Source organism: Williamsia sp. R60 (genome assembly GCF_054063855.1).
On sequence record NZ_JBSSGR010000003.1, the window covers coordinates 959,450 to 982,189 of the forward strand.

Annotated in this window: 17 protein-coding genes and 2 tRNA genes; 11 read left to right on the forward strand and 8 right to left on the reverse strand. The window is 64.5% G+C overall.

Translation table 11 applies throughout. The features are described from left to right. Positions 1-105 precede the first annotated feature (105 nt). Together ACVWY6_RS17970 and ACVWY6_RS17975 are read left to right on the forward strand one after the other, a co-directional pair. Positions 106-1,431, forward strand: a complete 1,326-nt coding sequence (locus ACVWY6_RS17970) for an ice-binding family protein (RefSeq protein ID WP_457539837.1) — start codon at positions 106-108, stop codon at positions 1,429-1,431. Continuing rightward, on the forward strand, positions 1,431-2,075 hold the full coding sequence (locus ACVWY6_RS17975) for a class F sortase (RefSeq protein ID WP_457539839.1): 645 nt from the start codon (positions 1,431-1,433) through the stop codon (positions 2,073-2,075). The genes ACVWY6_RS17970 and ACVWY6_RS17975 overlap by 1 nt, the downstream gene beginning before the upstream one ends. Before the next feature lie 64 nt (positions 2,076-2,139). Here the strand turns inward: ACVWY6_RS17975 and ACVWY6_RS17980 are convergent, their stop codons facing one another. Continuing rightward, entirely contained in the window at positions 2,140-3,231 is a 1,092-nt protein-coding gene (locus ACVWY6_RS17980) for a D-alanine--D-alanine ligase family protein (RefSeq protein WP_457539840.1), read from the reverse strand. Positions 3,232-3,323: 92 nt separating this feature from the next. On the opposite strand from ACVWY6_RS17980, the gene ACVWY6_RS17985 reads away from it, so the two are divergent. From ACVWY6_RS17985 to ACVWY6_RS17995, 3 genes are read left to right on the forward strand one after another with little or no spacing between them, the layout of a single operon-like run. After that, entirely contained in the window at positions 3,324-4,643 is a 1,320-nt protein-coding gene (locus ACVWY6_RS17985; protein ID WP_457539842.1) for a UDP-N-acetylmuramoyl-tripeptide--D-alanyl-D-alanine ligase, read from the forward strand. A 16-nt stretch (positions 4,644-4,659) separates the two neighbouring features. Further along, positions 4,660-5,796 carry an acyltransferase family protein gene (locus ACVWY6_RS17990; RefSeq protein ID WP_457539844.1) on the forward strand — a complete coding sequence of 379 codons (1,137 nt, stop codon included), beginning with the start codon at positions 4,660-4,662 and terminating at the stop codon, positions 5,794-5,796. Between the two features lie 32 nt (positions 5,797-5,828). Beyond that, complete coding sequence (locus ACVWY6_RS17995; protein WP_457539846.1) at positions 5,829-7,082, forward strand: hypothetical protein; 1,254 nt, start codon at positions 5,829-5,831, stop codon at positions 7,080-7,082. Positions 7,083-7,095: 13 nt separating this feature from the next. Here the strand turns inward: ACVWY6_RS17995 and ACVWY6_RS18000 are convergent, their stop codons facing one another. Further along, positions 7,096-7,542 carry an acyl-CoA thioesterase gene (locus ACVWY6_RS18000; protein ID WP_457539848.1) on the reverse strand — a complete coding sequence of 149 codons (447 nt, stop codon included), beginning with the start codon at positions 7,540-7,542 and terminating at the stop codon, positions 7,096-7,098. 178 nt (positions 7,543-7,720) lie between these two features. Here ACVWY6_RS18000 and ACVWY6_RS18005 point away from each other — a divergent pair, with 178 nt between their 5' ends. Then, positions 7,721-8,701: an alpha/beta hydrolase gene (locus tag ACVWY6_RS18005; protein WP_400726822.1), complete on the forward strand. Its 981-nt coding sequence runs from the start codon at positions 7,721-7,723 to the stop codon at positions 8,699-8,701. A 14-nt stretch (positions 8,702-8,715) separates the two neighbouring features. Here the strand turns inward: ACVWY6_RS18005 and hisC are convergent, their stop codons facing one another. After that, complete coding sequence (gene hisC, locus ACVWY6_RS18010) at positions 8,716-9,777, reverse strand: histidinol-phosphate transaminase (RefSeq protein ID WP_457539849.1); 1,062 nt, start codon at positions 9,775-9,777, stop codon at positions 8,716-8,718. Between the two features lie 139 nt (positions 9,778-9,916). Between hisC and ACVWY6_RS18015 the strand changes: the two genes are divergently transcribed. From ACVWY6_RS18015 to ACVWY6_RS18030, 4 genes are all read left to right on the forward strand, one after another. Then, positions 9,917-10,008, forward strand: a tRNA-Ser gene (locus ACVWY6_RS18015). 36 nt (positions 10,009-10,044) lie between these two features. Then, positions 10,045-10,120: transfer RNA gene (locus ACVWY6_RS18020), tRNA-Arg, on the forward strand. 888 nt (positions 10,121-11,008) lie between these two features. Next, positions 11,009-12,955, forward strand: coding sequence for a CocE/NonD family hydrolase (locus ACVWY6_RS18025; RefSeq protein WP_457539851.1), 1,947 nt, complete (start codon positions 11,009-11,011; stop codon positions 12,953-12,955). A 427-nt stretch (positions 12,956-13,382) separates the two neighbouring features. After that, positions 13,383-15,044, forward strand: a complete 1,662-nt coding sequence (locus tag ACVWY6_RS18030) for an FAD-dependent oxidoreductase (protein ID WP_457540205.1) — start codon at positions 13,383-13,385, stop codon at positions 15,042-15,044. Between the two features lie 84 nt (positions 15,045-15,128). On the opposite strand, the gene ACVWY6_RS18035 is transcribed toward ACVWY6_RS18030, so the two are convergent. The 4 genes from ACVWY6_RS18035 to ACVWY6_RS18050 all read right to left on the reverse strand — a co-directional run bounded on the left by ACVWY6_RS18035 (position 15,129) and on the right by ACVWY6_RS18050 (position 20,101). Continuing rightward, positions 15,129-16,616: a FadR/GntR family transcriptional regulator gene (locus ACVWY6_RS18035; RefSeq protein WP_457539853.1), complete on the reverse strand. Its 1,488-nt coding sequence runs from the start codon at positions 16,614-16,616 to the stop codon at positions 15,129-15,131. A 283-nt stretch (positions 16,617-16,899) separates the two neighbouring features. Further along, positions 16,900-17,085 carry a DUF1059 domain-containing protein gene (locus tag ACVWY6_RS18040; RefSeq protein WP_457539854.1) on the reverse strand — a complete coding sequence of 62 codons (186 nt, stop codon included), beginning with the start codon at positions 17,083-17,085 and terminating at the stop codon, positions 16,900-16,902. 272 nt (positions 17,086-17,357) lie between these two features. Further along, positions 17,358-18,821 (reverse strand): aldehyde dehydrogenase family protein, encoded by a 1,464-nt coding sequence (locus ACVWY6_RS18045; protein WP_457539856.1) that lies wholly within the window; start codon positions 18,819-18,821, stop codon positions 17,358-17,360. 125 nt (positions 18,822-18,946) lie between these two features. Continuing rightward, positions 18,947-20,101 carry an acyl-CoA dehydrogenase family protein gene (locus ACVWY6_RS18050; protein WP_457539858.1) on the reverse strand — a complete coding sequence of 385 codons (1,155 nt, stop codon included), beginning with the start codon at positions 20,099-20,101 and terminating at the stop codon, positions 18,947-18,949. A 139-nt stretch (positions 20,102-20,240) separates the two neighbouring features. On the opposite strand from ACVWY6_RS18050, the gene ACVWY6_RS18055 reads away from it, so the two are divergent. Next, complete coding sequence (locus ACVWY6_RS18055; RefSeq protein ID WP_457539859.1) at positions 20,241-21,419, forward strand: thiolase family protein; 1,179 nt, start codon at positions 20,241-20,243, stop codon at positions 21,417-21,419. A 190-nt stretch (positions 21,420-21,609) separates the two neighbouring features. On the opposite strand, the gene ACVWY6_RS18060 is transcribed toward ACVWY6_RS18055, so the two are convergent. Next, positions 21,610-22,425, reverse strand: a complete 816-nt coding sequence (locus ACVWY6_RS18060; protein WP_457539861.1) for a FadR/GntR family transcriptional regulator — start codon at positions 22,423-22,425, stop codon at positions 21,610-21,612. Between the last annotated feature and the right edge of the window lie 315 nt (positions 22,426-22,740).

Below are 22,740 nucleotides of genomic sequence, written 5' to 3' on the forward strand. Positions count from 1 at the left end.
CGGGGCGCGGGGTCCGTTGTTCGCCGGGTGGACGTGAGTGGTGCCTGACCGAAGTTCGGCAGTCATTGATCTCTGAGACCCAGGATTGGGCTGAGCCAAGTGCGTATGAACCCGCAATACAGACCTGCAATCGTCCGCAAATCTCCCCTGAAGAAGGTGTTGCTGGCCGCGACGTCTGTTGTCGCCATGTCACTCGCCGCCATCACCTTCACCGCCACGACAGCGACGGCTGCCGCGGTGGCTCCGCCGCTGGGCACCGCCGAAGAGTTCGCGGTACTGGCCTACTCGGGCATCACCAACACCAACACAACTACGATCACAGCCGGCGACATCGGTACCACCACGTCGACCATCACCGGAATCGGTCCTGGCGCAAATCAGATCGTCCCTTCACCGACTGTTCGCAGCGTCCCGGATTCGGAGCTCGCGCGTGGGTCGGCGAACACCGCGTACAACAACATGGGCAGCCAGAGCGGGACCACCCTCGGGGGTGTGGAACTCGGTGGGCGCACACTGTTCGGCGACACCTACGACACTGGCGGTGTACTGGGGCTCACCGGAACCCTCACGCTCGACGGGCAGGGGCGAAACGATGGGGTGTGGATCTTCAAGAGCACATCCGCGCTCACCACGGCCGCCAACAGCAGCGTGGTTCTGACCAACGGGGCTCAGGCGTGCAACGTCTTCTGGCAGATCCCCTCTGCCGCAACGATTGGTACCGGCACGAACTTTGTCGGGACGGTCATCACGAACAGTGAAGCCATCACGGTTGGTCAGGGCGCCACGATCGACGGTCGTCTGATCTCGCTCAACGCTGCCGTGACCCTGAACAACAACACGATCTTCAATTCGGGGTGTGAGGACGAGCCGACGGAAACCACCACGACGACAACGACCACAACGCCGGACACCACGACCACAACGCCGGACACCACGACCACCACAACTGAAGAGACGACCACCACCGAGGACACCACCACAACAACGGATACGACCACCACAACTGAAGAGACGACCACCACCGAAGACACCACCACATCTACGACAACGTTGCTGCCGAACGAAAACACCTCGACCACAACGACATTGCCGACGCTCACGCTGCCGTCGATCCCCGGACTGCCGGCTCTGCCCAACATCCCGGGTCTACCGAACATCCCGGGCCTGCCCGGAGCGCCGGGCGGACCAGGACAGCCGGGAGCACCGGGTGGACCAGGGACACCGGGACAGCCAGGAGCACCGGGCTACAACCAGCCGGCACCGGAATCAGGGGAGTACACCGCACCCCAGGCGCCGTCACCGGGTCGTCAGGTTCCCAACGTGCCGCGTGGTTCGGTCAACACCGGCGACGGGAGCAGCGCAAGCGCCCTGAGCGTTCAGTGGCTCCAACAATTCGGCCGCGCAACGGCTTCCAGCGTGCAGGTCTCCTGATGATGCCACCGGACGCGTCGACCGGAACCGGCGGTAGACGCACAACACCTCGCCTGTCGGCGGTGCTCGCAGCTCTGTTGCTCGCGATCACATTGGTGGCCACAGGATGTGCCGGTCAATCGTCGCCTGGCAGCGTCGACGTACCGACGAGGGACGCCGTCGTCAATCCTGCGGTCAACGCCGCGGGACTGACCAAGTCGATTCCCACCCGGATCGAGGTTCCTTCGATCGGCGTCGACTCGTCGTTGATGGGGCTCGGACTCGATGCGCAAGGGGCGATGCAGGTTCCGGCAGAAGGTTTCCCGGCCGGCTGGTACACCGGTGCGCCGACGCCGGGGGAGACGGGTCCGGCAGTCATTGCCGGACACGTGGATTGGGCAGGCGCTCCAGGCGTCTTCTTCGAGCTCACCAACCTCGAGCCCGGTGCCGAGATCTCCGTGACCCGTGAAGATGGCAGCATCGCTCGATTCGAGGTCACCGAGGTGACGACGTTCCCGAAGGACGAGTTCCCGACGGACCTCGTCTACGGCACGCTCGACTACGCGGGACTTCGCCTCATCACCTGTGGCGGCGCGTTCGATGAGAGCGCGAGCAGTTATCAGGACAATGTAGTCGCATTCGCGAAGCTGGTCGGAACGGGCTGACCGAACACCCGATCGATGGGGCGCGGGACACCTGACGGTGTTCCGCGCCTTTCGCGGTCGCTGGTCAGTGTTCGGTGCTGAATCCAGCTCGCAGTGAGTGTCTTTCTCGAGCGAGCTCGACCAGCCTGTCGATCAAGGAGCTGTAGTCGAGCCCGGTGGCCTCCCACAGTTTCGGGTACATCGAGTGGGGTGTGAAGCCGGGGATCGTGTTGGCCTCGTTCAGCAACCAGCCGCGGCCGCCCTCTTCGAAGAAGAAGTCCACCCGGGCCATCCCTGAGCATCGCAGCGCCCGGAACGATCGCACAGCCAGCTCGCGAACGCGTTCGGCCTCGTTCGCCGGCAGCTCGGCCGGAATCATCAATGCCGCAGCACCGTTGATGTACTTGTCCTCGTAGTCGTAGAACTCGGCGCCCGGCCGCACTTCGCCCGGCACCGACGTCTCGGGCTCGTTGTTGCCCAGCACGGCCACTTCGATCTCGCGTCCGACAACACCTTCTTCGATCACCACGACTTCGTCGTAGCGCAGCGCCAGTTCCACCGCAACAATGAGCTCGGCCTCGTCATGGGCTTTCGAGATACCCACGGAGGAACCCAGATTCGCGGGTTTGACGAACATCGGGAAACCGAGTTCGGCGACTGCGCGATCCACCAGCGTGCTGTGGTCCGACGCGCCCACCCGGTACTCGATCCACCGGCACTGAGGGATTCCGGCCTGCGCGGCAACGATTTTCGCCAACGCTTTGTCCATGCAGACAGCCGACCCGAGAACGCCTGCCCCGACGTACGGGATCCCGGCCAGCTCCAGCATCCCCTGAACGGTTCCGTCTTCGCCGTGGGGGCCGTGCAGCAACGGCAACACGACGACGGGTAGCCCGTCCGGTGACGCGAGCAGCTCTGACAGCGGATCGACTTCGGTACCGGCGGGCTCGAGGGCGTCGGGCAGTGAGACGCCAGGGTCGGACAGGGCCGCGATGGCCTTGTCGTTGCGGAACCACGTGCCGTCTTTGGTGATGCCGACCGGCACCAGGTCGTACTTGGACCGATCGGCCGCGGCGAGAACGTGCGCTGCTGTCACGCAGGACACATCGTGCTCGGCGGAGACACCGCCGAACAACACGACCAGGCGCAGGAGATCGGAAAGTACGGGCGAAGACATGGCAGACACAATACGGGCCGAAGGAGGTGGCAAACTACGCCCAGGTGCGGGATGGGTCGTCTCGACACCCACGTTGCCGGTAGCGTCGACGCGTGCGATTCAAGGCGAGTGATGTGGCAGCGGCGACCGGTGGACGTCTGATCGGACCCGACACGACCATCGACGGTGCGAGCATCGATTCACGCAGCGTGCGCCCCGACCAGCTGTTTGTGCCGATCGTCGCCGAGCGCGACGGCCACGACTTCATCGGTAAGGCGCGCGAGGCCGGGGTCACCACCTATCTGACCAGCCGGGGCGCTGAGGACGGTAGCGGTACGGCCGTCGTGGTTCGCGACACCGCATTGGCCCTCGCCGACCTCGGACGTGCCGCGCGCGGGCGGTTGACCGGCCCGGTTGTGGGAGTCACTGGCTCAGTGGGAAAGACCTCCACCAAAGACCTGCTGGCATCGGTGCTGGCCACGTCGTACGTCACCGCGGCCAACGAGCGCTCCTTCAACAACGAACTCGGCTTGCCGTTGACCTTGCTGGGCGCACGCGACGACACCGAGGCCGTGGTCGTGGAGATGGGTGCACGCGGAGTCGGGCACATCGCGCTGCTGTGCGACATCGCGCGGCCCACGGTCGGGATCGTGACCAGGGTTGAAGGTGTGCACCTCGAACTCTTCGGCGACATCGAGTCGGTGGCACGGGCGAAGGGCGAATTGATCGAAGCGCTGCCCGACGACGGTTTGGCCGTACTCAACAACGACCACCCGCTGGTGGTGGCCATGGCTGACCGCACGTCGGCGACCGTATTGCGTTACGGGTTCACCCCCGACGCCGACGTCTACGCCGACAACATCTCGCTGGACGACGAACTGCGTGGCAGTTTCACTCTGCACAGCCCCTGGGGAAGTGCGGCCGTCACCCTTGGTGCCCGCGGGGAACATCAGATCTCCAACGCGCTTGCGGCGGTGGCCGCTGCCGGCGGCATCGGCGTCCCGGTGGACAGGATCGCCGCAGGATTGGGACAGGCCGCGATCTCCGGTCTGCGTATGGAACTCACCCGCACCGAGGGTGGCGTGCTCATCCTCAACGACGCCTACAACGCCAACCCGACATCGATGGCCGCAGCGCTGGACTCCCTGGCGACGCTGGCCGCCTCGCGTCGTGTCGCGGTACTCGGCGTGATGGCCGAACTCGGTGAGTCGGCGCCGGCAGAACATCTGGCCATCACCGAGCGCGCCCGAGCGCTCGGCGTGGAGGTGATCGCCGTCGATGCACCCGATTACGGTCCAGACGCCCAGCATGTCCAGACCGTGGAACAGGCTGCGGCAGCACTGTCGGATCTCGCCTCGGGCGACGCGGTGCTCGTCAAGGGCAGTCGCGTGGCCGCACTGGAACGGGTGGCCGCGGCTTTGACCGCCGGCTGACCCCGCCGAGCCCACCATGACCGACGTTCCGGCAGCAGGGCCCGCACCCGTCGGTCGAGTCGACTCACTCACCGGGATCCGTTCTCTGGCTGCACTATTGGTGTGCGCCACCCATGCGGCGTTTTGGACCGGCAAGTACACCGACAACGTCGAGGGGTGGTTCTTCGCGCGCCTCGAGGTGGGTGTCGCGATCTTCTTTGTGCTGTCGGGCCACCTGCTCTTCACCCCGTGGGTCACCTCGCTACGACAGTCTGGAACGGCGCCGGACGTCGGCCGGTATTTCTGGCACCGGGCCCGTCGCATCCTTCCGGCGTACTGGCTCACCGTGCTCGGCGTTTACCTCGTCTTCGTCTGGAAAGAGGACAACTCCACCCTCGGTCACGGAGCCGAGGGCCTGGTCCGCAACCTGACCCTCACGCAGACCTACGGCTTCGGCTTCCTCCATTCCGGCCTCACGCACATGTGGAGCCTGGCCACCGAAATTGTCTTCTATCTGTTGCTGCCCGTATTCGGGTGGGTGATCTCCCGGTTGTGCGGCGGGCGGTGGCGTCCAGGCGTGATGATCGCCGCGGTGATCGTGCTCATGCTGGTGTCGCCGGCCTGGGCGGTGGCCACTCATCACATCACCGGGCTCGACGTCACGGCTCGGCTGTGGGCGCCCGCGTTCCTGATCTGGTTCGCCGGGGGGATGCTGCTGGCAATCCTGGGTCAGCTGATGCGTAATTGGCATCCGCTGCTGTCGGTACTGGTGGCGGTACTCGCGTTCCAGCTCGCGTGCACGTCGATCGCGGGAGAGCCGACCATCACCCCGAACTCGCTGTCGGCGACCATCGTGAAGTCGGTGCTGTACCTCGTCATCGCGGTCGGACTGATCGCGCCGCTGGCCATCGGCGCACGTGACCACTGGTGGAGCCGGGTGATGTCGCGGCCGGCGGTGGTGTGGTTCGGCGAGATCTCCTACGAGTTCTTCCTCGTCCATCTCATCGTGCTCGAACTGGTGATGGACATGCTCGGCTATCCGATCTTCTCCGGATCTGTGGTCGGGGTGTTCATCGTCACTGTGGTGCTGGCCACCCCCGTGGCCTGGGCGTTGCACCAGGTCACCGCCCCTTTGTGGCACAAGCGGAAGTCGGCGGTCGTGAGCGTCCGGTAATACTGGTTGAAAGCGCTTCACCGGGAGGTCACATGACCGACAGTTCTGCATTCACCGCCGACGGTGGTGCTGCCGCGGATATCCGCCGTTGGTGTGACCACACCAAGATCCCCGGTCGGCACCCCGATCTGTCGGACGCAGCCTCGATCCTGATCGCATCCGGCTTCCTCGCCGATTCGGCGCGGGCGGTGCTGGTGCGTCGCGCGACGGCCGGTATGCCGATTCCCGCGATCGGCGGATTCGGTGACTTGCGCCGGCTGCATCGCGAGCTGGATCAGCTCGACGACTACCTGCGCAATCCCCGAATGCCCCGGGTCGGCGCGATGGTGCTGCGATCGCGGATCATGACCCTGACCCGTCGGCGAGAGACCGCGCGAAATCTTGTCACCGCCTCCAAGCCGGTGTTCGCGGGCACCGTGCGCGGCATCCGCCGAGAGCGTCGCGACGGTCTCTACCTCGATATCCCGGACCGTGAGCGACTGTTCAACGCGCTGCTCTTCACGCCGACTCCCAACAGCCTGGACTCCGGTTATCTGCGTCGCGCAGGAGCGATGGCTGCGAACACCGCCGCAGGCGTGATCGGCCAACTCACCGACGGGCGGTCCAGAGCAGGCCAGTGGGTGGCGGAAAAGGCTGCGATCATCGAGGGGCCAGACGATGACAGTTCGTCGACAGCGCGGTTCGTCGACGGGTACGAGACGTTGCTCTACATCGCCGGTAGTGCCTACGACCGGATCGTTCGGTCGCCTGTGTGGCGTAGCGACCACTTCTCGGTGCAGCGCACCCAGATCAATCTGCATGCCGAGCTGGCGGAGATCTCCGCCGACGTGATCAACCTCCGTACAGTCCGGATCGAGTTGGACCGGGTTCGTGTGGTCGCGGCATCCGATGAGCGTCTCGGTGAGCAGCTGCGTTCACGCGAGGCCGAGCTGCGTCCGGTGTGGTCGCAGTTGATCGCGCGGGTGGCCGCCCTGGCCGATGTCGCCGACGCGGTGGCCGCGGCCGCTCACGAACTGCGGATCCTCGAGCAGGTCAACTACGCCGGCACCATCGACCATCGCATCGATCAACTGATAGGCCGCTCCGGCGAACGAGAACTGTCGGCCGAGAACACCCGACGGCTCAGCGAACAGCTCGGCATGGGTCGTACACACCTACGTGACTACCGAAACATCCTGCAGGGCAACGTCAGTGGTGTTCTGGGCCCGGCGTTCGAGGAGCCCGTGCTCCCCGCTCCGAGTCGGGCAGCCACCAACCCTCAGCTGAGGAAGAACGCAGACGGGTGATCGGCGAGGTCGTTCAGGCTCGCGACCACTGCTGTAGGTAGGACTTCTCGGTGTCCGTCAACCGTCGTAGTCGTTGGTTCTCGATGTCGACCACGGCCATCTGCGTGCTCGCGACGCAGGCCGGCTTGGAATCCGGGCTCGCTGTTGCCGACCTCACCTCGTAACCGATTGTGAAGTCGACTGAGCGAAATCTCTTGATCCACATCGCAATTCGAAGCGGGCTGTCTTCGTGACGCAGCTGGGCCTGATACCGGATCTCGACGGTTACGATCATCGCACTCTTGATCAGCGGCGCGTACAGCTCGCCAACGCTCAGCAGCCAGGCGACCCGCGCCTCCTCCATGAGGGTGATCATGCGGGCATGGTTGATGTGTCCGAACGCATCCATGTCCGACCATCGAACCGGAACATCGGCGATGAATGCGAAATCGCCTGGGTCTCTCGGCGTCTCAACAGCCATCGTTCGTCCCCTCCGTGTCGGTCGGCGGCAGTCGGCGTGCCACCTGGTTGAGGGTAGTCGCCGGGGAGGCCGCGAATATGTGAGGCTTCCATCATTTCGTTGCTCTCAGTACTCACGCTGGGTAGTCTTCGCGGGTCAAGAAGTCGGCGATCTGAAGGAGTGGTCCGTGCCTCGCACCATGTTTGTGGCCCGCTTGTTCGGCGCCTTGGCCGCATGCGGAGCGATCCTCGCATCGACCTCCGTCGTCGCCACCGCCACCCCGCTCGTTGGTGAGGCGACGATCGAGAAGGTTGTCAAAGTCGGCGCCCAGCGTGAAGACCTGACCATCTCATCACCGGCAATGGGCGGGGACGTACACGTCACGGTGTTGTTGCCCCGCGACCGGTCGTCCTCGCGCGGCAGCCTGTACCTGCTCGACGGCGCCGGAAGCAAGTCGTCGACCGTCAGCGACTGGATCGAAAAGGGCGGCGCTGACCGGTATTTCGCCGACAAAGACGTCAACGTTGTCCTTCCCGCGGGTCGCGGTGCGTTCTACACCGACTGGCAACGTCGTGATCCGGAGATGGGCAAACCCAAGTGGGAGACGTTCCTGACCAAGGAACTGCCCCCTCTGATCGACGAGACGTACAACAGCAACGGCAACAACGCGGTTGCGGGGCTGTCGATGGGCGGCCAATCGGCGTTTGCGCTCGCCACCCGGCATCCGTCGCTGTACACGGGCGTCGGTTCCATGAGTGGCTGCCCGCCGGTGAGTGGCCCCATCAACGAGAGCTACGTCCGTGCGACCGTCGCCAAAGACGGTGGCGATGCCACCAACATGTGGGGACCGTGGGGTTCGCCCGGTTGGGCTGAGCACGACCCGTCCGGTCGTCTCGATGCGCTGCGCGGCAAGCAGATCTACATTTCGGCGGGCTCCGGTGTCCCCGGTCCACTCGATCGACTCACTGTGCCCGACCCCGGGTTCACCAGGGACCAGGCCGTTGCCGTCGGCGGCTATCTGGAGATCGGCGCCTACCGGTGCTCGATCGAGTTCGCCGTACGGATGCGGGCCGCTGGGATCCCCGCCACCGAGAACTTCCAGGTGATCGGCACACATTCCTGGGCGTACTGGGCCGAGGACCTCAAGACTCTGTGGCCGGCGCTCTCGCCCGGTCTGTAGTCAGTTCGAAACGATCAGCGGGACGCGCGGTCGCGGGCGAAGGCCAGGAACCGGTCGTTCTCCTCGGCGTGGGTCACCGTGATTCGCACGCCCTCGCCCGCGAAGGGCCGGATGATCACCCCGGCATCCGTCGCGTCTTGGGCGAATTTCGTGCTGTCATCGTCGAGGTCGATCCACACGAAGTTCGCCTGACTCGGCGGCACGTTGTATCCGGCGTTGCGAAGCTCGCTGGTGACCCGCTCGCGCTCGGCGACCACGGAGTCGGTCCGCGCCAGGAGTTCATCTTTGGCATGCAGGCTCGCGATGGCAGCCGATTGCGCCAGCGAGTTCACGCTGAAGGGCACGTGCACCTTGAGCAACGCATTGGTGACGGCCGGGTCGGCGATCGCATAACCGACCCGCAGCCCGGCCAGACCGTAAGCCTTGGAGAACGTGCGCAGCACAACGAGGTTCTTGTAGCGGCGGTGTAGTTCGACTGCGTCGTAGCGTTGGGCCTCGGTGGGCCTGACGTACTCGTAGTAGGCCTCGTCGAGCGCCACGATCACATTGGACGGAACCCGAGCCATGAAGTCGTGAAGGGAAGCTGAGTCGACGACGGTGCCGGTTGGGTTGTTCGGGTTGCAGACGAACACCAGCCGGGTGCGGTCGGTGATGGCATCGGCCATCGCCGCCAGATCGTGCACCCGTCCGTCGGTGAGTGGCACCTGAACCGGTGTTGCACCAGCGACCCGGGTGGCCAGCGGGTACGTCTCGAACGACCGCCACGCAAAGAGCACCTCGTCTCCAGGCCGCGTGGCGATGGTGATCAGGTTCTGGCAGAGGGTGACCGACCCGCAGCCGGTCTGAATATTCTCCGGGGCCACATCGAGGTGCTTGGCCAGCTCGCTGGTCAGCTCCACCGCACCGTTGTCGGGGTAGCGGTTGACGCCGGACGCGGCCTCGGCGATCGCGGCTGCGACACCCGGCAGGGGGCCGTCGGTGGTCTCGTTGCTCGCGAGTTTGAGAGCGCCGGGAACGTTCTTGCCGGGGACGTAGGCGGGCACGTCGGCGAGATCGGGGCGGATATGCGGGGTCACCCCAACCAATCTAGGGGAGGCCGCCGACTGCCCTCACCAGGGCCTCTTGCCGTTACGGAGGTGGCACGACGAGGCGGTTTGCTCTGGCCGCCGCGGACTGTGTAATCTTTTGCTTCGGCAGTTCGAAAGGACTCCACCAGGAGGCGTGCCAGAGCGGCCGAATGGGACTCACTGCTAATGAGTTGTTCCGCTAAAACGGAACCGGAGGTTCAAATCCTCTCGCCTCCGCCAGTGCAACCAGACTGACGTACAACTGAACACGAGCACGCGCCCGTAGCTCAACGGATAGAGCACTTGACTACGGATCAAGAGGTTAGGGGTTCGAATCCCTTCGGGCGCACCATATTATGGCTTTCACCAGGCCAAATGCACTGTCGTTCTCGGTGAAATTGCCTCTGAAACCCGATCTACTCATCACTTTGAGTTGAAAGTGATGAGTGATTCCAGCCGTCGCGGGCCGTGTCTTGGTGGATGTCGGTCGGCCTCAGGGACAGGATTTTGTCGCCTCCGTCTGGCGAATTCCATCCCCCGCATCTTCTCCGATGACCGCATGTGCAGCGACAATTCACCAGCGCTGGCCCGCGCCGAGATTGGTGTGCTGATCACTCTTGATTCTCACGACGTTCCTCCACTGCCACTGCGCCCGACCTCGTTGCTGGCAACGTGAAGTCTACGTATGGCCCATGGTTGCCCGAGTCGCTCGTCGCGATCGATGCTTGCCCGACATCGTTCCCGCCGCCCACGTCGAGATGACGGAATTAGTAGCTACGCGCTGACTGTCGCACTGGAAACTGTTAACCGGCCGGGCCGCATGCATGGGTTCTGGCGACGAATTCGGTGTTCCCTTCTTCGACATCGCCACGGTGATAGCACGGAAGGTTCCGGCCGTGCGGCAGCTCGCTCATCGTGCTCGTAGTTAGCTGACGGATCACGCCGCTGGAGTCACCGGTCCCGCGAGAGGGAGCATGGAGCTCGTGTCCGCCTCTGTCACGGCAGCACAGACAGGCAATTTCGAGCGGCTGGGTGAGTCGAAGCGGTTTGCCTTGTGGCCGGCCGAGCCGTAGTGACCGCGCAGGTTCATGACCTGGTGCGGGCTGATCCACCGCGACGGTCACTTGTCCCTTCGAAGTCTGGGACGCAAATCAGGGCACTTTTTTTGCGAATAAGCACTTCTAAGACACTCGCCCGTCGTTATGCTCCTCGACATTGCCTTCAAGCGAGGAGTACTCACATGGGTCTGTTCCGTACACGAGTTCCGTGGCGCGCGGTTCTCGTCAGCGTCGCCGCAGCCCTGGTCGTTACCAGCTCGGTGGCAGTGGGAGGCGAAACGGCGTCAGCCGCTCCCGCTCCGCGCCCCTCTGAGCCGCTCTACGGTGTCGGCAAGCAAACCAACGTCGGCGTGGTCATGGACGACGGCGTGCGCCTCTCGACCAACGTTCTCTACCCGACCACCGCCTCCGGCGCCCCGGCGGAGGGCCCATTCCCGGTGTTGCTGGTCCAGACTCCGTACGACAAGAACCTCCCAACGCTGGGCGGCGAGGACGATTTCTACGTCAAGCGGGGCTACATCCAGGTCGTCGCGGACATGCGCGGCCGTGGCGGTTCCGAAGGGGCCTGGGACTTCTGGGGACCCCGCGAGGGCAAGGACGGTGCCAACCTGGTCGAATGGGCGGCCCGGTTGCCGCACTCGAACGGGAAGGTCGGCACGTTGGGCTGCTCCGCTCTGGGCATTACGCAGCTCGCCACCGCAAACGCCGTCGGACCAAACTCGCCGTTGAAGACCATCGCACCGGCCTGCTTCTCCGGGGACGTCTACCGCGACGCCATGAGAGGTGGCCTGCCCAACCTGCTCGGCCTGGCCGTCGTGGCCAGCGGCATCTTCTCCGCCACCGGGGTGACCGGTCCCGTCACCACCTGGGGAACCTCTGACCCCACGCGCATCCTGTCGTCCGTGTCGAACAACCTCGCGGGTGTCGACAACCAGATTCTGCAATGGGCCAACGAATCGCTCCAGGGCGGTGACCGGCTGTATGACGGCGAGTATTGGAAGCAGCGCGAGTTCGCGAACTTTGCACCAACGATCGTGCGTAACGGCATCACGGTGCTCATGTGGGGCGGCTGGTTCGACCAGTTCCAGACCACCCAGTCACAGATGTACTCGGCGCTGCAAAACGCTTGGGCCGGTAGGCCGTACGACTCACCTATGGCGTCGGGACAGCCCGCGTCAGGACGCTATCAGTTGTTCATCGGACCATGGGAACACACTGAGATCGCATCACCAGAGTGGAGCAAGACCGTTCAGCTCGCGTGGTACGACCGTTGGCTCAAGGAAGTGGACAACGGCATCGACAAGACCGAGACTCCTCTGCACATGACGCTCACCGGCAGCGGCACCGGTACGGGCAGCTGGTACGACACCAGCACGTACCCGCTGACGGGCGCGAAGCCGACGACGTTCTGGTTCGGCGGCAAAAGCACCACCGCGGCTGCACCGTCGACCAACAACGGATCGCTCCAGTCGACGCCACCGACCGCGGTGACCGGCGCCGACTCGCTCCAGTGGGTCCCCGAGTCGGTTCCCTGCAACCACCAGAATCAGACGATGCCGATCGGTGATCCTCTCAAATGCCGTGACAACGATCTGCTGTCCCAGGTCGGGGCGCTCACCTATACCTCCGCGCCGATGGAGAGGGACCAGATCATCGCCGGCCCGTCCGACGTCACGGTGTTCACGAGGTCCACGACCAAGGACGCCATCCTCGCGGCGTCGCTCCAGATCGTCTCGCCGGATGGGTCGAAGTCGAACGCCATCGCGTCGGGGCGGCTTCGCGGTCAGCTGCGGACACTGGACCGCAATCGCACCTGGTTCACGCCGGCAGGCCAGCCCTGGCTGCCCTACCAGCCGCTGACCCGAGACAGCCTGCAGCCGATGTCGACGACGGGGATCAATCAGCTCGACATCGGGCTGGACCCGGTGTTCGCCCGCATCCCCAAGGGGTACTCGCTGCGAATCACGGTGCGCTCCAACGAGCCCAACTCCCTGATCCCGCAAACGATGTTGCCCGATCTCGTCGGTGGCAGCTACGAAGTCCAGCACAACAAAGCCGCGGCGTCGTTCGCCAACATCCCACTCGCCGACCCGACGGCGGTCCAGGAGCCCTGCGTCATCTGCAACTAGGCGGTTCGGGCCGGCGGCGCGGTGATACGTTCCGCGGAACCAGGAGGCTGCAGCCGGGGCGCCGAAGGTTCGGGCTCGGAGCTGTTGCTCGCCAGAGTGGACCAGAACGTGTTCCGATCCGTCATGGAACCGCCGCAGCCGCGCGGCCGGCGCTTCACCCGCTGGGAGCTGGGACTGCCGCGACAGTGGCCCTGTATCAAGTGTCTCAGCGGGCCCGCTTCGCGCAGATCTTGCCTGAACGCGATCGAGGTGCGCTGAGCTTCAGCATCGCCGCGATGCAACTAACCACCTGCGAATGCTGCAAGACACAGAAGCAGGTAAAGCGTTATAATAGTTAGGTGATTATGGGACGAGAAGACTCGCTCATCCTTGGAAGGACTGCCCGGCTCGCGGAAGCGATCGACGGCACACAGGAAGGCCGATGGCCATGACGCACGTCATCACTCAGAATTGTTGTAACGACGCCGCCTGTGTTCCGGTGTGCCCGGTCAACTGCATCCATCCCACGCCGGACGAGCCCGATTACGGCACCGCTGAGATGCTGTACATCGACCCGTCGAGTTGCATCGATTGCGGCGCGTGCGTCGATGTCTGCCCCGTCAGCGCCATTGCACCCGACTACGAGCTGTCCGATGAGTTCGTCCAGTACGAGCAGATCAACGCGCTGTACTTCAAGGATCCGGCCCACGCCGACTACGACCGAAATCCCGAGCGTCCCGCCGCTCGACTTCTGGACAGCTCGCCGGGCCCCCTTCGCGTGGCAATCGTCGGTTCGGGTCCGGCCGCCTGCTACGCGGCTGAGGAGCTCCTGTCTCAGCGTGCCCTGGGCGCGAAGGTGGACATGTTCGAACGACTCCCGACCCCCGGCGGGCTCGTGCGGTTCGGTGTCGCGCCCGACCACCAAAAGACCAAGCAGGCCGCTGACACCTTCGTCAAGACATTCCGACGCAAGGACTTTCGGCTTTTCCTCAACACCGAGGTGGGGCGCGACATCACCCACGAGCAGCTGACGGACCGGTACCACGCGGTGATCTACGCGGTTGGCGCGATGGCAGACCGTTCCCTCGACGTGTCCGGCGAGGACCTGCCCGGAAGTCACTCGGCGACCGAGTTCGTCGCCTGGTACAACGGCCACCCTGACTTCGCGGAACGGACGTTCGACCTGTCGGGGGAGCGAGCGGTGATCCTGGGCAACGGCAACGTCGCGCTCGACGTCGCCAGGATCCTGGTGAGTGACGTCGAACGTCTCCGCAAGACGGACATCGCCGATCACGCACTGGAGCAGCTCGCGAAGAGCAACATCAAGGAGGTCGTCGTCGTGGGGCGTCGCGGTTCTATGCAGGCCGCCTTCACGACGCCGGAGCTTCTCGGCTTGCGCGACCTGCCCGGCGTCGATCTGCTGGCACGCCCAGATGAGCTCTCGATGGAGGAGATAGAAGAGGGCGACGAGAGCTTCTCCACGGGGCGGGTCAAAACTCAGCTCCTCGCCGAGATGGCGACCAAGCCGCCGACGCATCCGAAGCGGATCACGTTCCGGTTCCTCGCATCGCCCACCGAGATCCTCGGCGACGGTTGGACAGAAGGCGTTCGTCTGGTCCGAAACAAGCTCGTTGAGCACGACGGCATGGTGACTGCGGTCGCGACCGACGACATCGAGGATCTGTCCTGCGGCCTGGTGCTGCGATCGGTCGGCTACCGCGGCCGACCGGTCGAGGGACTGCCATTCGACCAGAAACGCGCCGTCCTCCCGAACGTGGCTGGGCGTCTGATGGAGCCCGAGACCCTCGATCCGATCCGTGGTGTGTATGCGACTGGATGGATCAAGAGGGGGCCGTCGGGTGTCATCGGCACCAACAAGAAGTGCGCCAAAGAGACCGTGCAACTCCTGATCGACGACTACCTCGCCGGGACGCTCAACGAGCCTGCCGGTGACGCCGACGCGGCCGAGCTCCTCCCATCCCACCTGGGTGTGCAGGACTGGAAGGCGATCGACACGCATGAGAAGGCTGCAGGGCGCGAGGCCTCGCGGCCCCGCGTCAAGCTCGTGAGCATCGACGAAATGCTCGCCGTCGCGCGGGGTTCCAGCTGATGGCAACTCAGCGCGACGAGATCCACGTCGTGGCGGCTGAGTGACGCCCCTCGACTCGCCGCTTCATTGACGTCCGACCTGGTGTCAGTGCCACCACTCGGTCAGCGCCGAGAGGTGGCGGCGCATGCGGTGGCGCGCGATCCCTTCGTCACCGGTGATCACTGCGTCGGCGATCCGACGATGCACGTTCTCGACCTGTAGGCGTGCCACCGGATCTACCTCTGCGGACCTTTCGCCCAGGTGCCGGCGCCAGAGCTCGCTGAGGATGCGAAGGAAGAGTGCGAGAACGGGGTTGCCCGCGAGATCGGCGAGCTCCGTATGGAAGTGGTCGGCCTTGCTCTGGTCGCTGCCCTCGCCCGCGCTCATTCGCCGCACGGCCAGGTCGAGTTGCTCCGCCAGCCCCGGTTCGTTGTGTCGGCTGGTCACCCGGGAAACGATGCCCATCTCGATGGCGTCGCGGACAGCAACGAAGTCAGGGCCTGAGACCTGCATGTACTCCAGGTAGAGCGCCATGGTGTCGATGCTGGCTTGTGGGTCGGGAGCGCCGACCACGAGTCCACCCCTCGGTCCGCGACGCATCCGCGCGATCGAGTGGTACTCGAGAAGGCGCACCGCCTCGCGCAGGACGGCACGGCTGATGCCGTAGCGCTCCAGTAGGTCGGTCTCCGAGCCGAAGACCGAGCCGATAGGCCAACCGGCGGCGGCGATGTCGTCCCGGATACGGTCGGCGACGACCTCGGCGAGCTTGGTGAGGGGCTCACCCTCCTTCACGGGTGCGATCACTGACCGGGCCGTACCGGAGGCAGGTGCGCGGCTGTGGGTTCGCATCCATTCGGAAAGGCCGTCGAGGAACTCGCTGCTCCGGGCCTCGGCCTTGCCGCTGTCGCCGGCGATGACTGCGTCGGCGATTGCGATGTGCTGGTCCACGACCCACGCACGCGCTCGGCGGTACTCGCGGGTCCCGACGCTCATGGGCTCTGAGAATCGGTATGTGAGCCGAACGAGCACGTCGATGAACAGCTGGTATACGGGATTGCCGGAGAGTTGACCCACGACGACCTGCAGGCCCTCGGCACTGCGGTCTTCGGGATGGTCGGTGAACCGCTCCGCATCGACGGTCTGGCGGACAAGGGTGATGCCCTCTTCGGTGATCCGCTCTGCGGCCAGTCCGGCTGCCAGGGGCTCGAGCAGACGGCGGGCGTGCATGAGGTCGTCCAGGCTGGTCCCCACGTACTCGAGGTAGATGACCAGGGCTTGGGCAGCGGGACCGGCGTCGGGGGCCGTCGCGAACAGCCCACCGTTGGGGCCGCGGCGCATTCGGGCGACCTTGTGGTGTTCCACCAGCCGCACAGCCTCGCGGAAAACGGCGCGACTCACGCCATACCGCTCGCGCAGGTCGGGTTCCGAGCCGAGGGATTCGCCGATCGGCCAGCCGCGTTGCACGACCTCTGCCTCGATTCGCCGGGCCACCTGTGCGGCCAGTTTGCCGACCGCCGGCTCGTCGGGACGGTCGAGAGCGTCGGCCTCAGCGGGGGGATCGTTCCTGGACGGGTCGGCTTGAGCGACGGACATCGGCGGGCTCCTGGGTGACTCCGGAAAATGAGTATACGTGATACCTACCATGCCCGGGTTTTGTAAGCCTCGAGGAGGTCTGTGCCGCACAAAAGTAACATGTCCGGATAGTTCGGGAGCCTCTAATCGGCGCGCGTCAAGTGGCGTCGAGCGCGTACGCGGGCCGCTGCAAGGCCCGGACATTCAGTCGGCGTCGCAGAGGAAGCAAATGCGGACCGCGAGCGCCACCTGCGAGTAATAAGGGTCAAGGCGAGCCGGCTACGGGGCTAATCACGTTTTCGGCCTACGTGGTCATGAAGCCGGGAGGGAGAAGTCGGTCGGGGATCTTCACGGCCATGAACATGATCTCGTCACGGGAGTATGAGCGCTGATGAACGGTGTCAAGGTGCGCCTGCGTGGAACTCACCACCGCGTCATCGGTCAACCCGTACATCATCTCGCCGCAGGGACACGTTACTCGTAATGCCATATATCCATTGTCCAATCCTTCGGGTATGCCACCCGATGTTTGGCTGCGTGCCCGTGATCTGATGAACAGCTCAAATCGAAGTAGCAGTGCGGCCCCAGTTCTCGCATGCGATAGAGACCGGCTACTGATACCGCGTGATGCAACCGCGGATACGAGCCGGCCAGAAGCCGTCGTCAGCGACAGTCTTTGAGCCCGAGAGCCGCGATCGATGACGACTGCTGGTCCCTGTCACCTCGGGCGAGGGACCAGCAGTCGTCGGTGGTCGGTCGTGCTCATTTCATGCTGATGGCGATCGACTTGACTCGCAGGAATTCCTCGATGCCTTCATGGCCGCCTTCTTTGCCCACTCCGCTGAGCCCGAAGCCGCCGAACGGGCGTCCGGTCACCGAGTTGGCGGCGCCGTTTATCAGAATCTGGCCGGCCTCGAGCTCGGAAGCGACACGGACGGCCCGTTTCAGGTCGTTGGTCTGCACGTACGCCGACAGGCCGTATCGGGTGCTGTTGGCGATCTCGATGGCCTCCTCCTCGGTCGAGAACTTCATGATCGCCAGCACGGGGCCGAAGACTTCGTTCTGCGCGAGGTGCGACTGGGGATCGACATCGGTGAATATTGTTGGCCGGAGGTAGTAGCCCTCGGCCAGCTCGCCGCCGATCCGCTCGCCGCCGGTGATCAGCGTGGCTCCGTCCGCCTTGGCCTGCTCGATAAAGGACAGGATTCGTTCGACGGAGGCCGCGTTGATCACCGGGCCGGACATCGTGGCCTCGGCGAAGGGGTCACCGACGACGACCGATTCGGCGATGGACTTGGTCTTGGCCACGACTTGGTCGTAGATCGACTCGTGCACGATCATGCGGGTCGCGAAGGAGCAGCCCTGGCCGCTCATCAGGATGAGCGAGAAGGTCGCGCCCAATATGCACGCCTTCTCGATGTCGGCGTCCTCGAAGACGATGTTCGCAGACTTGCCGCCCAGCTCGAGCACCGCGGGCTTCATGTCCGCCGCGCACCCGCGCAGGATGTTCTCCGCCGTCGCGGGACCGCCGGTGAAGGTGACCTTCTTGACGAGTGGATTGCTGACCAGCTGGGCGCCGGCTTCGGCCGTGCCGGGCACAACGTTGATGACGCCGGGCGGGAAGCCCGCCTGCTCGACCAGATCCATGAACAGCTGGCCACTGAACGGAGTCAGCTCGGACGGTTTGACGACCACGGTATTGCCCGCGGCGACGGCCGGCGGGACCTTCATTGCGAGCGAGATCAGCGGGCCATTCCACGTGATGATGATGCCGATGACGCCGTACGGCTCGGTCAACGTGTAACCCAATTCGCCGTCGTACACCGGGCTGCCAGTGACCTCGCCCCGGAGTTTATCGGCAGCGCCGGCGTAATACCGAGTCCACTCAGCGGAGAGGGGACCAAAGCCCTTGGCGCGCGTGAACGGTGTGCCGTTGTCGAGTGTCGCCCGGCGGGCGAACTCCTCGGTGTTCTCTTCGATCAGGTCCGCCAGCTTGAGCAGCAGGGCGCGACGATGAGCCGCTGGAGTGCGCTTCCAGCTCTTGTACGCCTCGTGCGCCGCCGTGACAGCCTGCTCGATCTCGTCCTTGTCGGCCAGGGGGATCTTCGCGTCGACGCGGCCAGTGGCGGGACTGATGTGGTCGTGGGTGCCACCGGTGCCGGTGGCAAGTTTCTCGCCGTTGATCCGCAGGTGGACGGTCGGGGGGGTGCGGTCGATCTCGGTCATGGGTTGGTGACTCCTGCTAGGTGGAAACAGATAAATAATTAATACAGATGATTGATTGTACCATTTGACGTGATGCGCGTCACCAAGTCAAGAGATGGTGGTGCTCGTCCCCATGTTGTTGCCGTTTACCGGCGAACCGTCAGGTCGCGACCGATGATCTGCCGCATGATCTGGTTGGTGCCGCCGTAGATCTTCTGCACGCGGGCATCCAGATACGCCTTCGCGATGGGGTACTCCATCATGTAGCCGTAGCCGCCGAACAGCTGCAGGCAGCGGTCCACCACTCGGCTTTGGACCTCTGTCGCCCATAGCTTGGCCTTGGACGCCTCGACCGTGGTCAGAGTGCCGGCGTTGAAAGCCAGAATGCACTTGTCTATGTACGCGCGTGTGACGTCCAACTCGGTGGCGATGTCTGCCAGGACGAACTGGGAGTTCTGGAAGGTGCTCAACGGTTGACCGAAGGCCTCGCGCTCGTTTGTGTAGTTCAGGGTCCAGGAGAGGGCTGCATCGGAGGCCGAGATGGCCATCATCGCGATCGACAGTCGCTCCAAAGGCAGGTGCTGCATGAGCTGTCGGAAGCCGCCGCCGACGGTGCCCAGCACGTTCGCGTCCGGCACGAAGACGTCCTCGAAGAACAGCTCGGCGGTGTCCTGCGCCTTTAACCCGAGCTTGTCGAGCTTGCGACCGCGGGAGAAGCCGGTCATGCCTTCCTCGATCACGAGCAGTGTGAAGGCGTCGGTACCTCCGGCCGGATCGGTCTTGGTGACCACGACGACGAGATCGGCCTGAATGCCCGACGTGATGAATGTCTTGGAGCCGTTGACGTTCCAGCCCCCGTCGACTTTGACCCCGTTGGTCCGGACGCTCTTGAGGTCGCTCCCTGTCCCGGGCTCGGTCATGGCGACGGCCATGATCGCCTCGCCGGCACACATGCGTGGCAGCCAGCGCTGCTTCTGCTCGTCGTTGCCGAGTCCTGCGACATACGGGATCAAGATGTCGTCCTGCAGTGCGAAGCTCGACCCCAGAGATGCCGCGCCGACCTTCGCGAACTCCTCACAGACAATCATCCGGTAGCGGATGTCCTCGACCCCCGCTCCGCCGTATGCCTCGGGGCCGGAAAGGCCCACGACGCCCTGGCGTCCGGCGGCCAGCCAGACATCGCGGCCGGTCGCTCGGTTTTCGTCCCACTCCTCGAGGTGAGGGGTCACTTCGCGTCGGACGAACTCCGCAACGACACTGCGGTACTGCTCGTGGTCCTCGGTGTACAGGTCGCGGTCCATCTCGACTCCAGTTCGACTCGGGCGAGAGGCGGACGTGATCGCGCCTCTTCGACACATGACACACTAATGGCTTAATAAGATAACTAATAGCTCTACTGGGTTGTGCTGCCGAGCGGGCCCCTGATGTTAGGAGATATCCATGACCAGCGCTGTCATCGTCGACATCATCCGTACCGCCTCCGGCAAGGGCAAGCCCGGCGGGGCGCTCTCGGGTGTCCACCCAGGGGACCTGCTGGCGCAGACGCTGCAGGCGCTCGTGCAGCGCAACGATCTCGATCCCGCCCTGGTCGACGACGTCATCGCCGGCTGCGTAGTCCAGGTCGGTGATCAGGGGCTCAACATCGCACGGACCGCGCTGCTCGCGGCCGGCTTCCCGGAATCGGTTCCCGGTACGTCGATTGATCGCCAGTGTGGCTCGAGTCAGCAGGCCGCCCACTTTGCCGCGCAGGGCATCATGGCCGGTGCCTATGACATCGCGATCGCCTGTGGTGTCGAGTCGATGAGCCGCGTGCCGATGGGCATGAACGCCCAAGGAGGCGACCCCTACGCCCCGCTGACCAAGCGGTACCCCGAGGGCCTGGCCAACCAGGGCATCGGTGCCGAGTTGATCGCCGCCCGCTGGAAGTTGTCACGCGAGGTGCTCGATGAGTACTCCGCCAGGTCCCACCAGCGTGCGGCCGCGGCTGCTGCCGCCGGTGGGTTCGAGCACCAGGTCATTCCCATCACGCTGCCCGATGGATCGGTGCACATCGTCGACGAGACGGTGCGGGCCTCCACGACCGTCGAGGGCCTTGCCGGGTTGCGTCCGGCGTTCAGGGACGAGGGCTACGCGCAGCGGTTTCCGGAGATCGAGTGGTCGATCACGCCGGGCAACTCGTCGCCGCTGACCGACGGTGCGTCGGCCGCACTGATCATGAGCGAGGAGAAGGCAGCCGCCCTGCGTCTCAAGCCGCGTGCCCGCTTCCACACCTTTTCGGTCTCGGGATCGGATCCGCTGCTGATGCTGACCGGCGTCATTCCGGCAACCCACAAGGCGCTCAAGCGCTCGGGACTGAGTATCGACGACATCGATTCCTACGAGGTCAACGAGGCCTTCGCTCCAGTCCCGCTGGCTTGGGCAAAGGAGTTCAACGCCGATCCTGGCAGGCTGAACCCGCTCGGCGGTGCGATCGCGCTCGGTCACCCGCTTGGCGGCTCCGGCACCCGGCTGATGGCCACGATGTTGGGACATCTGGAGGCAACCGGCGGTCGCTATGGACTCCAGACGATGTGCGAGGGCGGCGGTATGGCCAACGCCACCATCATCGAGCGCCTCTGACGCTCGCCGCAACGCTCAGAGCTGCCACGGGCCTCTGCACAGCACAAAAACGGACGCCACCCGAAGATCAATGGGAAGGGGCCCGTCGCTGGAGGCGACCCGGGTCTAGGGCATTGCTGGGGGAGTCGCGGCAAGCCAGTTCGTCAACGGCGAGGTGTGGGGGCGCCCAGCATCCCGAGTTTGTCGGGCGTCACCCGAACAAATCGACAAGCGGTTTGTTCCGCTCGTCGAACAGGAACAGGTACTTCTTGGCGCCTTCCATCTGGCGACGCCAGTGGGCCTCGGCCTCGTTGCCATCGCGCTTCTCGACGAGGTCCACCAGCTTGGCATACGAACGCAGGGTTTTCTGGAAACGGGCTGGCTGCTCGCTCTCGCCCATGCCCTGCGCGACGCTCAACTGCAGATGGATCGCGACGATGTCGGCCAGGACGGCGCCCTGGATCGCGAGCGTCTTGTTGCCACACCGTTGCATGATCAGCTCGTGGAATCGGTAGGTGATGCCGCTCCACTCCGCCGGGTCAGGCGTCTTGTCGAAACCGGCAGCCAGCATCGTGCGGATTTCCTCGATGACCGCACGCATATCAGCAAGGTCTTGATTGGTCCGGGCCTTGGCGAGCAAGCGCGCGCACGGCGGTTCGGTCACCACGCGTGCCTCGTAGACGTCTTGGATGGTTGTGCCTTGCAGCTGCAGAAGCAGGCCGACGTGGCGTGCGGCGACCATCGGGTCGGGCTCCAGAATCCTTGCGCCCCCGCGGGCCCCACGCCGCACGCCAATCAGTGACTCGGTCTCAAGAATTCGAAAGGCTTCGCGGAGCGTAGGGCGCGAGACGCTGAATTGCTCCATCAGCTCGACCTCGGAGGGCAGTGTCTCACCGGGCGTGAGGTCACCCTTAACGATCTGGCGACGCAGGTGATGGGCGATGAGTTCTGCGGTCTTGGGTGCCCGCATCGTGGTGCCTACACGCTGCACTGCGGGCGTTGGGATCGAGCCGAGGTCGGTAGACATGCAACTAAATATACCCTTAGAGCATTAAGTTCGTACCCTTTGGTATGAGTAAGATGATTCTACTGTTGGCGGCGAGAGGTGGGTCATGGGTGTGGATGTGCGCCTGTTGACCACTCTTGCCTGCGTACTCTCAGTCGGGCTCTTGCTGTTGGCGATCTCGACCCATCGCCGGCGCAAGAACCACTTCGTCGGCGCCGGTGCGGAGTATGCGCAGTATACGGGCCTAATCGCGCCGATTGCGCTGGGCGTTGCAGCAGCCAGATCCGGGAATCGGTCGCCACGCGATCTCCACCTGGCAGTGGCCCGAATGGCTCT

Coding starts and splice junctions, on each gene's coding strand:
- ACVWY6_RS18025 (WP_457539851.1), top strand. CDS start 11,009: ATGGGTCTGTTCCGTACACGAGTTCCGTGGCGCGCGGTTCTCGTCAGC.
- ACVWY6_RS17980 (WP_457539840.1), bottom strand. CDS start 3,231: ATGTCTTCGCCCGTACTTTCCGATCTCCTGCGCCTGGTCGTGTTGTTC.
- ACVWY6_RS17990 (WP_457539844.1), top strand. CDS start 4,660: ATGACCGACGTTCCGGCAGCAGGGCCCGCACCCGTCGGTCGAGTCGAC.
- ACVWY6_RS18040 (WP_457539854.1), bottom strand. CDS start 17,085: ATGGCATTACGAGTAACGTGTCCCTGCGGCGAGATGATGTACGGGTTG.
- ACVWY6_RS18035 (WP_457539853.1), bottom strand. CDS start 16,616: ATGTCCGTCGCTCAAGCCGACCCGTCCAGGAACGATCCCCCCGCTGAG.
- ACVWY6_RS18000 (WP_457539848.1), bottom strand. CDS start 7,542: ATGGCTGTTGAGACGCCGAGAGACCCAGGCGATTTCGCATTCATCGCC.
- ACVWY6_RS18060 (WP_457539861.1), bottom strand. CDS start 22,425: ATGTCTACCGACCTCGGCTCGATCCCAACGCCCGCAGTGCAGCGTGTA.
- ACVWY6_RS17970 (WP_457539837.1), top strand. CDS start 106: ATGAACCCGCAATACAGACCTGCAATCGTCCGCAAATCTCCCCTGAAG.
- ACVWY6_RS18005 (WP_400726822.1), top strand. CDS start 7,721: ATGTTTGTGGCCCGCTTGTTCGGCGCCTTGGCCGCATGCGGAGCGATC.
- ACVWY6_RS17975 (WP_457539839.1), top strand. CDS start 1,431: ATGATGCCACCGGACGCGTCGACCGGAACCGGCGGTAGACGCACAACA.
- ACVWY6_RS18050 (WP_457539858.1), bottom strand. CDS start 20,101: ATGGACCGCGACCTGTACACCGAGGACCACGAGCAGTACCGCAGTGTC.
- ACVWY6_RS18030 (WP_457540205.1), top strand. CDS start 13,383: ATGACGCACGTCATCACTCAGAATTGTTGTAACGACGCCGCCTGTGTT.
- ACVWY6_RS18045 (WP_457539856.1), bottom strand. CDS start 18,821: ATGACCGAGATCGACCGCACCCCCCCGACCGTCCACCTGCGGATCAAC.
- ACVWY6_RS17995 (WP_457539846.1), top strand. CDS start 5,829: ATGACCGACAGTTCTGCATTCACCGCCGACGGTGGTGCTGCCGCGGAT.
- ACVWY6_RS18055 (WP_457539859.1), top strand. CDS start 20,241: ATGACCAGCGCTGTCATCGTCGACATCATCCGTACCGCCTCCGGCAAG.